This is a genomic window from Anaerosporobacter sp., assembly GCF_965301125.1.
Genome location: NZ_CBDLAM010000040.1, coordinates 1 through 11286, shown reverse-complemented (window position 1 = coordinate 11286; position 11286 = coordinate 1). Strand labels below are relative to the sequence as shown.

Below are 11286 nucleotides of genomic sequence, written 5' to 3'. Positions count from 1 at the left end.
ACTGAGTATAGTTAATTTAGCTTTATAAATTAGCTAAAATATAATGTATAAAGGGGAAAAAAGATGAAAAAGAGATTAAAAAAATATCTAGCTTTTACGCTAGCGACAGCTTTAGTAATCACATCAGTCAATTTGACAGGGTTTACTCCTACTACATATGTACTAGCAGCAGACGAGACAATTGATGTTACAGGGGAGTATACGTTTGATGTAACAAGTACATGGGATAATAACAACGGGAAAGAAAACAATATAGTGTTAACAACAGATAGTACTCCGACAGTTGGAACAACACTTGTAATGGATGTTTTGTTACCAGACGGGGGTAGTTCACCTAATTTTTCAGGTATCATGAAAGCAGTAGGTATATTGAGAATAGGATCTAATTGGAATTGGGTTCAATCCAATACGATTCCTGAAATGGAAGCTTCTGATTTTACTGAGAAAGTAACAATAGGAGGGACAACTTATTACAAGAAGACTGTAAGTATCCCATTTGAAGAAACGGTAGGTGCAAATGGCAGTGATGGTAATTGGAATGGAAGTATGCCATTCGAAGACGCTGTAACAGACACTGTTAGTCAGGTTACCGTTCAATTTGCTGGTTATCAGTGTGATTATTCAGGTACCATAAGCATTGCAAATGCCAGACTGGTAGAAGGTAATGAAGGTGTTCAATCTGAAGTTGTAAAGGAATGGACATTTGATGAAAGTATCGGTAGCTGGGAAAACGCAGGTTGGGATTATCAGTACAATGGTGTAGCTCCTACAACTGAACATGACAATGGAATGCTTAAGGTTAATGTTGATTATAGTAAAGAGAAAGATAATAGTTGGAGCCAGATAGGTGTTAGAGAATGGGGCGATGTACAACTTGCTGGTGTAAACAAAACAACTTTTGATTTCTATTATGATTCAGCCAAGTTAGATGGTGGTTTTTCAATTAAGCAAACGATACAATATGATGGTGGAGATGGTTCTTATCCAAGTGCTACAGAAACCTTTGTTACTGTTGATACAGAAAATGCAGTAGATGCAGGTAATGGTCTTGAGAAAGTTACAGTAGAACTTACTTTTGATCCGATTACACAAGAAACTTGTTGTAATACAGTACTTTGTATTGTTGGTGTGAATACTTCTTATTCAGGAAGTGTGTGGATCGACAACCTTAAAATGATTAAAGAAACTTCAACTGCAGAGGAGATTTATGTAGATTCTACTGTAGCAGTAGCGGATCAAACGGGTGACATAGCAGTTGTAGATAATAAATTACATACTTCTTCTGAAGATGGTACTTTAGAAGAAACAAACTTAGTAAAAGAGATTAAATTAGTTGATAAAGATGCTACAAAAGATACCCAAGCAATCTATGCATATTTACAAGCAATCGGCGATTCTGATAGTGTGATTTTCGGTCATGAGAATGATACTTGGCACAAGGCTGGAGCAGTTAGTGGAAGTGCTATTGGAATAAGCGATTCTGATACAAGAGATGTAACGGGAAGTATTGCAGGTGTGATTGGAATTGATACATTATCCTTAACTGGTGATGAGTATAGTGCAAAGAGATATAACTCTGAAATTGGAGATTATACTTTTGATGAGACAGCAAAAGGAAATGTTGAAGCAGCAGCAGCGTTAACGAATAAAAACATTGAACAAGGCGCAATTATTACAATGTCAGCGCATATACCAAACTTCTCTTTAGTAAAAGAGAATGCGTCTTATACAGAAGGTACTGATCCAACTTATGCAAAATATGATTTTTCTGGTTATTCACCAAATGTTTTAACTGGTGATGTAATGAATCAGATTTTACCAGGTGGTCAATATAGTGAGAAGTACAATGCATTTTTAGACATGATTGCTGATTATGCAAATCAAGTAGATGGAACAATTTTATTCCGTCCTTTCCATGAGAATACAGGAAGCTGGTTCTGGTGGGGAGCTGCTTTTTGTGATCCAGCAACTTATAAGAATGTTTGGAAATATACTGTAGAATATCTACGTGATGAAAAGGGAGTTCATAATTTCTTATACGTATACGGTCCAGGTAGTGAGGCATCTGATGTGGAAGAGTATGGTGAGAGATATCCTGGGGATGACTATGTAGATATGGTTGGTTTTGATATTTACAATGATAATCCAACTGAAAATAATGAAAACACATGGTTTGTGGATTTCAAAAAAGCACTTAGTATTGTTGAAGAGTTTGGCACTGCACATGGAAAATTAATTGCAGTAACAGAAACAGGAATTCGTAATGAAACTCAAAAAGGCGATAATCAAACAGCTCTTTTAAAATCAGGAAACTTACATAAAGACTGGTATAATGCTCTGTTAAATGCAGTATCAGAGTCTAAGGCATCTTACTTCTTATTATGGTCAAACTTTGGTGAGAAAGATGGCTTCTATACACCTTACGTGAAGGAAACGAAAGAAAACGGTGTACTTTACGGTCATGAATTATTAGATAATTTCATTGATTATTACAATGATGGAAGAAGTATATTTGCAGCTAATCAAGAAAATTTAATTAATAATGCGGATACTTTAATTAATGTAACTACATCAGCAACGACAGAGGAAGCAAAGGGATATTTCTTATCTCCTGTTTCTGGATCAAGAATATTAGATGCAGTAACAGTAACAGCGAAGGTTAATGGAGTTGAAGATACAGATGTAGTTAAAGTTGTGTTTAATGGAAAAGATGTTAGTATTCCAGTAGTTGCTGAGCTAGATGGAAACTATTATAGAGCACAGCTAAGCAATGAAGATTTGAAAAAACTTGGTGAATATGTTGGTACATTTGATTTGTATTTAAATAATACAAAATTAGATACCTTTAAAGCGATTTATAACATACAGCCACCAGTAGAAGATCCATATGAAATCGATGGATTTGAAAATTACTTGGGTGTTGATTCTTTATTAACAAACAAATGGACAACGAATAAGGCAACTGGAAGTTAAATTACTATTTCTTTAACAAAAGAAAATGTTTATGACGGTGAGTATGCAATGAAATTTGCATATGATGAAACTTCTGATGGTTGGGCTGGTGCAACAATTTCAAAAGAAGTTGATTGGTCTAATTGTGATGCTTTACAATTCTATACAATACCAGATGGCAAGAATCAAAAGATAGTTGTACAGATAACAGCTTGCGGAAAAACTTATGAAGCATATTTGAATCTATATGATGAATATGTAGATAAAACAAGTCCATTGTTAGTAACTATTCCATTTTCGGATTTCTGTGAAAGAGATACAGTAGGAAATCCAAAGGGAGGTTTAGTAAAAGATTCTGTTAAGGTAACTTCATTTGGATTATGGGTAAATGCAATTGCTTCAACTCCAGCAGTTGTTGATAATAAGGTAAGTGGAACGATTTATTACGATAAGATTACAGCAGTTAAAAGTGGTGTTACAAAGGCAGTATTCAAAGATCTTACTAATAGTAATAACCCTTCAACACCAAGTAATCCAAGCACAGGAGAGGAAACAGAGGAAGAGACAAAACCAATTGAACAAAAAGCTCTTCAGATTACTGGTGTTGGAAGTGAATTAACCCTTGGTAAGACAGCTACATTAAATGTTTCAGGTGGTAGTGGTACTGGAGCAGTTACCTTTGCAGTTACTTCAGGTAGCAAATATGCATCTGTAGATGCAACAACTGGTCAAATTACTACAACTGGTGTTGGAACAGTAACAATTACTGCAACAAAGGCAGCAGATGAGAAGTATAAAGAAGCAACCGCTTCAGTTACCTTTAAGGTAGTAATGCCTAAGAAAAATACAACTATTACAGTTGGAACAAACAAATATAAAGTAGTAAGCACAACTAGTAAGAAAGAAGCTTTGGCTTACGTAGGCTCAACACAAAAGGATGCTAAGAAGGTTGTGATTCCTGCAACTGTTAAAATAGGAAGCAAAACATATAAAGTTACATCCATTGAAAAGAATGCTTTCAAGGGTTATAAGAAATTGACTAGCGTGACAATTGGAAAGAATATAGCTACGATTGGTGATAGTGCATTTGAAGGTTGTACATCTTTAACTAAGATTACAATACCTTCCAATGTTAAAACAATTGGAAAGAAAGCGTTTTATAAAGATAGTAAATTAAAGACGATCACAATCAAATCTAAGAAAATTACTAAAGTTGGTTCCAGTGCATTTAAGGGTATCAATAAAAAAGCTAAGATTGTAGTTCCTTCTTCCAAACTCTCTGCTTATAAGAAGTTATTTAAGGGAAAAGGACAGGCAAAAACAGTTGTTATTAAAAAGTAATGTAAGATAAAACAAAGAGGCAACAAAGAAGATAAAATTCTTTGTTGCCTCTTTTCTACTTATTTTTATCATGTGTTTCGTACGGTATTGATTAGGTGGAGTCTGTGTTATATGGAAGACACGCTTGGAATGGTTACACATGCATCAATATCCTCATCGTAATTTACTTCTGGAATTCGAAAACCGAACATGGTGTAAAAGTCTTCCCAATAACCTTGGAGGTCAGTAAAATTCTCTAAATTTTCTGTGGTTATTTCACCCCAAATTTCATTTATTTTGTCTTGAACCTTTGAATCCAATTCGTAGTCATCAAGGCGAAGATAACCATTGGTATCTACTTTAGGGGTGTCAAGGAGTAGTTTATCTGTAAACATACGACAGATTTGTTCGATACAACCTTCGTGTGTTCCAAGTTCTTTCTGTATTTTATATAATAGGCATATATAGAGCGGTACAACAGGGATAGCAGCACTTGCTTGTGTGACTAATGCCTTATTTACGGAGATATAAGCATGTATGCCATAGTCAGTATATTTTTGGGTAAGTAAATCAGCTGTTTTATGAAGATGTTCTTTGGCGTGTCCAATAGTTCCTTCTTTATATACTGGATAAGTAAGCTCTGGACCAATATAAGAGTAAGCTACAGTGATTGCATTTTTTTCAATGGCATCATTGGCAACGAGTGCCTCAATCCATTCAGCCCAATCTTCTCCACCCATAACTTTGATTGTAGCTGCAAGCTCTTCCTCAGTCGCAGTAGGAACGGAAGCTTCAACTATTGTATTATGGCGTAAATCTAGAGATTTGCTTACGAAGGTACCAGTAGTTGTTTTCAGTACGGAAGAGTATACAGTACCATCAGACATTGTTCTTCGAGGAGCAGCCAAACTATAGATTACCATATCCACTTTACCTAAATCGTGTTTTATTCTTGCTATTGTTTCTTCTTTGATTTCTTTGGAGAAAGCATCGCCATTGATTGTTTGCGCATATAACCCGTCATTTGTTGCGAAGGTTTCAAAGGCAGCAGTATTATACCAACCCGCAGTAGCTGTTCTAGCACCAGATGCTTCTTTTTCGTACATAACACCTATGGTAGAAGCGCTGTATGTATAAGCGAGCGCAATTCTAGATGCTAAGCCATAGCCAGTAGAGCTACCGATAATAAGAGCTTTCTTTGGTGTGGGAACTGATTGTGAAGTCAATGATTTACGTTGTTCTTTTGCGTATGCGATTTGATTCGCAACATTTGCTTTACAACCAACAGGGTGAGCTGTTGTACAGATGAATCCACGTACCTTTGGTTCTATAATCATAGTATATACCTCTTCTTTCCATCAAATAGTTTGAAAATCAAAACAATTATACCATAAGATTTGTAAAGAGTCAAAATGAACGAGCTATTTCAAATTGCGAACACTTAACTTGAAAAATCCGAGGAGTCGGACCATTTCACTTGCTTTACAAAATAAATAGAATCCTATATATTATAGTTAGTGTTGCTTAGTTACAACCGGTTAATGTTGTTGACGAATATAAGGAAATAGTTATTCATATAGGCAACGAAGAGTTTTGCATCGGAATTTGAAGAAGGAGAGGTTAATATTATGGAAAGTAGAAAAGAGTTAGCAATGCAGTTATTTAAAGAAGGTTATAATTGTTCACAGGCTGTATTTGCTGCATATTGTGATTTATATAATATGGATCGCGAAACAGCACTTAAGGTAGCAAGTTCTTTTGGCGGTGGAATGGGAAGAATGCGTGAAGTATGTGGTGCAGTTACGGGAATGTTTCTTGTGGCAGGATTAGAAACAGGAAGTGTAGATGGAAAGGATCAAGAAGGTAAAAAGCATAACTATGATGTGGTTCAACAGTTAGCGGAAGAATATAAGAAAGAGAATGGTTCTATCATCTGTCGTGAGCTTCTTGGACTTGATAAGAAGGCAGATACAACACAGACAAAACCAGAAGCAAGAACAGAAGAATATTATAAGAAACGTCCTTGTGTAGAGTTAGTAGGGCAAGCAGCTGAAGTATTAGAACGAGTATTATTAAACAAAGAAAATGTATAAATTGTATGTAAAATTCGCTATACGTTTTCTAGCTTCTTAGCTGACGTACCATGACACAGAATACGATATACAGCTCAAGACATTTTGACGCTTAATCTTCATAGAAGTATAAGGGGGAAACAAGGTCATGAATACGATATTTCATAAGGTTACGAAACAAGAAGAAATCAACTCAGTTGCAGAACTTGGAACTAGAATATGGCATGAGCATTATGCTTCTATTTTAGATCCTGATCAAATTGATTATATGGTAGATAAGTTTCAATCTGCAAGTGCAGTTGATAAACAGATGAAAAATCAAGGATATGAATATTATCTGATTAACGATGGAGATTCTATAGTCGGCTATATAGGACTGGTAATGGAGTCAGAGAAACTTTTCCTTAGTAAATTATACATAGCCAAGGAAGCGAGAGGAAAAGGTCTTGCTTCAAAGGCTTTTGAATTCTTAAAGGATATGGCGTCATCAAATAAGAAGCAATCAATCTGGCTAACGGTTAATCGACATAACAGTGGTTCTATTGCTGTATATGAGAAAAAAGGGTTTCTTAAAATTAGCGAACAAGTCGCAGATATAGGAAACGGATATGTGATGGATGACTATATCATGGAGATGAAGATATAATTTTGTTAAGATGAGCTGTCGCACTAAGAATAGAAGTGATAGAATCTGAAAAAACAATTCCAAGAAGGTGTGTGCCTATGGTGAATATGAAATGTTCGCCATAGGCACACGGCCTCTTGAAATTGTTTTTTACTACTGTGTGAATGCTTTTAAGTTACTACATTTTAGAGTCATCAGTGGAATTTCGATACGCATTACAAGATTGTCTAGGAACAAGTTCAACATCTAAGGTGATAGTTGGTTCCTTCACAATCTTTTTTTGAATGGCATTAAGTAATAGATTTACACTTGATTTTGCCTTGCTTTGTACGTTTTGTGAGATGGAAGTTAGTTTAGGAGAAACCAGCTCACAAAGTTGTAATCCATCGAATCCGATTAAAGAAAGATCATTTGGTACAATACAGCCATTGCATTTTGCTCCTTCCATAAGACCAATGGCAAGGATATCGGCGGTGGCGAATACAGCAGTTACATCATATTCATGATTAGCAATTTTGCGACCTAACAATAATCCGTCTTCATAAGAAGTGTTCGTAGTGATAAGAAGTTCTTCATGAAAAGGAATGTTAGCTTCCTGTAAGGCTGCCAGGTAACCATCAAAACGATGGGCTACGATCTTATTACTTTCTGAATAAGGACCGGCGAAACCAATCTTTTGATGACCATTTTGAATCAGATATTTTGTAGCAATATAGCCGCCTTTATAATCATTAATACCAACCACTAAAGCATCGTTATTCTTTTCTGTATAACTATCTACAAAAACGATTGGACATGGTGCAGTATTTAATATATGTTCAATTTCCATCTCTTCTTGATGAGTAAGAAATATTGCTCCATCAACATTCCAATTTTTAAGGATATCGGAAACGCTATCAATATCTTGTACGGATCGGATAATAGTGAAATATCCATTTTTACGTATTAAAGTTTCAATCTCACCAAACAATTCACTAAGATATGGATTCGTAAAGTAGTTACATAGCGGATCTGAATTAGAAAGTATAATAGCAATTAGTTTAGAAGACTTTGATGTAAGACTTCTTGCACTAAGATTAGGAACATAATTGTATTTTTTAACTAAATCATTAATCATCTGTATGGTGGCTTCTGAAACCTTCTTGTTATTTCCATTAATGACATTGGATACTGTCATTACACTTACTCCAGCCTCAGCTGCGATGTCTTTTAAAGTTGCCATATCAATCATATCCTCCTGATAATATGTAGTAATTAGGTTTAACGAAAAACCAAATTAGATCATAAATTAAAAACATATTACTACTTAATATAGTACATAAAAAGAAGCAAAATGTAAATACCATGATTTGTCATAAAACGAGTGTTTATATTTATACATAAACAATAAAAGTTACTTGTAATACTATAAATATCAAGGGAAAGTTAAAGTGAAGTAAAATGCACAATAACAAAAAAGATAAGAAGAGAGTAATGTTGTGCAATTTGCATGAAAATAATTTAAATCTATAAAAATATTTAACATAATGATTGACAATAAAAAGAAAAAGATATATTATAATGTTAAGTTTAACGTTAAACCATTTAAAATCACATTCAAATTATATTGATATTGATTAAGGAGGATTCGGTATGAGAAGAAATCTCGGGGAAAAACTAACTGCTATTGTATTGGTTACGTGTATGACTGCTGTAATGCTTAGTGGATGTGGATCAAATTCCAATAAGAAGAACAGTAAGCAAACACAAGCAGATGGTTCACAAGAAGGTGGAGATTCCACAGAGGATGCTTGGAAATTAGCAGAAACAACGCCAGATGCACCATATCCAGAAACAGTGGAGTATACAGTAGGAGCAACAGTTGTATCAGGAACTAAGTTTCCAGAAGGATCGAATGATACGACTACCGACAATGGATATACTCGATTATACAAAGAAAAGATTAATATTCAGAATACAAACAAGTTTGAAGCAACAGACGGTGAAGATTATAATCAAAAAGTATCTATGGCCATGGCGTCTGGCGATTTACCAGACATTATGCATGTAGATGATTATGCTACCTTTAAAGAACTAGTTGAGAATGATTTAATTGCGGAGCTTACAGATGCATATAACAATTGTGCTAGTGATTTAATGAAAGAAATCTATGAATCAAACGATAATAAAGCACTTGATATGGCGACAATAGATGGAAAATTATACGCGATACCAACTACTACCATATCAGGAGGTCCAGAGTTATTGTGGTTACGTGGTGACTGGATGGATAAGTTGGGCTTATCAGAACCACAGTCAATTGATGATATTACCAATATATTAAGACAATTTGTTGAGAAAGATCCAGGCGGTAATGGAGCAGGAAAAACAATTGGTCTTGCTGTTATGCCATCGTGGAATACAAACTTTATGTATAGTAGTTATGCTGGTTCATATCAAGTGAATAATATATTTACTATGAATGGAGCAATTCCAAGACAATGGATTACTGGTTCCGATGGTAGTGCTGTATATGGTTCCGTACAGCCAGAGATGAAAAAAGGCTTAGAAATACTTGCTAATTGGTACAAAGAAGGATTGATTGATCAACAAATGCCAGTTCGTACGGAAGATGATTTGAAAGCATTAGTTGGCAATGGACAATGTGGTGCATTCTTTGCTGGTTGGTGGGCACCATATCATACCGTTTCTTCCTACACATTAAATCCAGATGCTGAGTGGAGAGCTTATGCAATACCAACTGGAAGTGATGGAAAAGTAACAGCATATACAAACAAACCAAATCAGAATTACTTTGTAGTACGTAAAGGGTTCGAACATCCAGAATTATTGATTAAAGGTAAGAATGTATCATTAGCATATAATCAAAGTTCAGAAGCATTTACAGATACAAGTGAAACAGTTAAGTATTATAGTGAAACAGTTACAGGACAATATGGTATTGATCCTTTAGGTGGCTTTGATTATTATAATGCAGCACAACTGGCATATCAACATATCACAGAGGCACTTGATGGTAAGCGTGATGAGCACGATATGTCAATGTATGAGAATTCACTATATGAATCTTGTAAGAGATACAAAGAGGCTATTGATAGTGATCAACAGCCAGCAACGGATGACTGGTTAAATTATCAATGTCGTGTTGTTTCAGGAAAGATTGTTAATGATACGCAGATGAATCTGGTAGATCCTGTATTCTTTGATCAAACAGAGACGATGAAGATGAAGTGGTCAACGCTTATTAAGATGGAAGAGGAAGCAATTATGCAAATTGTTACAAATCAAAAAGATGTGGATTACTTTGATGAATTTGTGAAAGATTGGATGGCAGCTGGTGGAGAGCAGATAACGAAAGAAGTTAATGAAGCAATTGGGAAATAATTAATTATCTTGGGGCTGTTAAGAGACAAGGAGTCGTTAACAGTCCCTTTCTATAAAAATTTTAAAGATGGAATGGAGGAGTACACGTGAAACATGTTAAACGTGAAATGAGTTATCATCTAATGTTGTTACCAGGAATGCTTATACTTGCTGTCTTTACCTTTGTTCCTATGTTTGGTTTAGCAATGGCATTTCAAAAGTATGTTCCAGCAAAGGGAATTAGTGGATCAAAATGGATTGGACTTGAAAATTTTAAGTTTTTGTTTGTTTTACCTGATAGTAAACAGATTTTAATTAATACCTTAGTAATATCATTAGGAAAGATAATTCTAGGAATTATTATACCAGTATGCTTTGCGCTGCTTTTGAATGAGATTCGAATTAAATGGTTTAAGAAGACTGTGCAGACAGTGGTATATCTACCTCATTTTTTATCCTGGGTTATTCTAGCATCTGTTTTGCAGTACATATTTGGATATGATGGACCAATTAATGCGATATTATCTTCCCTTGGTATTGACCCTATTATGTTTATGGCGAGCAATAAGTGGTTTAGGCCGTTAATGATTTTTTCGGAATCATGGAAAGAGTTTGGTTATGGTTCCATTATTTATCTAGCTGCTCTTACATCAATTGACCCTGGTTTGTATGAGGCAGCATCTATTGATGGTGCCAGTAGATGGAAACAGTTAATACATGTGACGCTACCAGGAATTGCACCAATGATTATTCTGATGACAACAATGAGCCTACCGAATATCCTTAATGCCGGTTTTGACCAAATTTATAATCTGTATAATTCATTGGTTTATGAAACGGGAGATATTCTTGATACCTTCGTATACCGAGTAGGTATTCTTGAACGACAATTTTGTTTGGTGTTTGTTGTTGGTTTTATTATTTTTGTGGTTTGTTTTTATTTTTTACTTTCAG

8 protein-coding genes are annotated in these 11286 nt (G+C 35.0%); 6 read left to right on the top strand and 2 right to left on the bottom strand.

Annotated elements, in window-relative coordinates:
• Window positions 1-63 precede the first annotated feature (63 nt).
• Window positions 64-2973: a glycoside hydrolase family 26 protein gene (locus ACW2QF_RS06435; RefSeq protein WP_455715171.1), complete on the top strand. Its 2910-nt coding sequence runs from the start codon at window positions 64-66 to the stop codon at window positions 2971-2973.
• Window positions 2974-4293 carry a leucine-rich repeat protein gene (locus tag ACW2QF_RS06430; protein ID WP_455715183.1) on the top strand — a complete coding sequence of 440 codons (1320 nt, stop codon included), beginning with the start codon at window positions 2974-2976 and terminating at the stop codon, window positions 4291-4293.
• A gap of 107 nt (window positions 4294-4400) precedes the next feature.
• Here ACW2QF_RS06430 and fabV read toward each other — a convergent pair whose 3' ends face one another.
• Window positions 4401-5609, bottom strand: coding sequence for an enoyl-ACP reductase FabV (gene fabV / locus ACW2QF_RS06425; protein ID WP_455715170.1), 1209 nt, complete (start codon window positions 5607-5609; stop codon window positions 4401-4403).
• A 291-nt stretch (window positions 5610-5900) separates the two neighbouring features.
• Between fabV and ACW2QF_RS06420 the strand changes: the two genes are divergently transcribed.
• Both ACW2QF_RS06420 and ACW2QF_RS06415 read left to right on the top strand, forming a co-directional pair.
• The gene (locus ACW2QF_RS06420) at window positions 5901-6365 is read left to right on the top strand and encodes a C-GCAxxG-C-C family protein (protein ID WP_455715169.1); all 465 of its coding nucleotides are present in this window, start codon (window positions 5901-5903) and stop codon (window positions 6363-6365) included.
• A 127-nt stretch (window positions 6366-6492) separates the two neighbouring features.
• A complete protein-coding gene (locus ACW2QF_RS06415; protein WP_455715168.1) occupies window positions 6493-6990 on the top strand; it encodes a GNAT family N-acetyltransferase in 498 nt (165 codons plus the stop codon).
• Window positions 6991-7147: 157 nt separating this feature from the next.
• On the opposite strand, the gene ACW2QF_RS06410 is transcribed toward ACW2QF_RS06415, so the two are convergent.
• Window positions 7148-8191, bottom strand: coding sequence for a LacI family DNA-binding transcriptional regulator (locus ACW2QF_RS06410; RefSeq protein ID WP_455715167.1), 1044 nt, complete (start codon window positions 8189-8191; stop codon window positions 7148-7150).
• 410 nt (window positions 8192-8601) lie between these two features.
• On the opposite strand from ACW2QF_RS06410, the gene ACW2QF_RS06405 reads away from it, so the two are divergent.
• The gene (locus tag ACW2QF_RS06405) at window positions 8602-10353 is read left to right on the top strand and encodes an extracellular solute-binding protein (protein ID WP_455715166.1); all 1752 of its coding nucleotides are present in this window, start codon (window positions 8602-8604) and stop codon (window positions 10351-10353) included.
• Window positions 10354-10439: 86 nt separating this feature from the next.
• A partial coding sequence (locus ACW2QF_RS06400; RefSeq protein ID WP_455715165.1) for an ABC transporter permease occupies window positions 10440-11286 on the top strand: 847 nt, incomplete at its 3' end.

Coding starts and splice junctions, on each gene's coding strand:
- ACW2QF_RS06420 (WP_455715169.1), top strand. CDS start 5,901: ATGGAAAGTAGAAAAGAGTTAGCAATGCAGTTATTTAAAGAAGGTTAT.
- ACW2QF_RS06415 (WP_455715168.1), top strand. CDS start 6,493: ATGAATACGATATTTCATAAGGTTACGAAACAAGAAGAAATCAACTCA.
- ACW2QF_RS06405 (WP_455715166.1), top strand. CDS start 8,602: ATGAGAAGAAATCTCGGGGAAAAACTAACTGCTATTGTATTGGTTACG.
- ACW2QF_RS06435 (WP_455715171.1), top strand. CDS start 64: ATGAAAAAGAGATTAAAAAAATATCTAGCTTTTACGCTAGCGACAGCT.
- fabV (WP_455715170.1), bottom strand. CDS start 5,609: ATGATTATAGAACCAAAGGTACGTGGATTCATCTGTACAACAGCTCAC.
- ACW2QF_RS06410 (WP_455715167.1), bottom strand. CDS start 8,191: ATGGCAACTTTAAAAGACATCGCAGCTGAGGCTGGAGTAAGTGTAATG.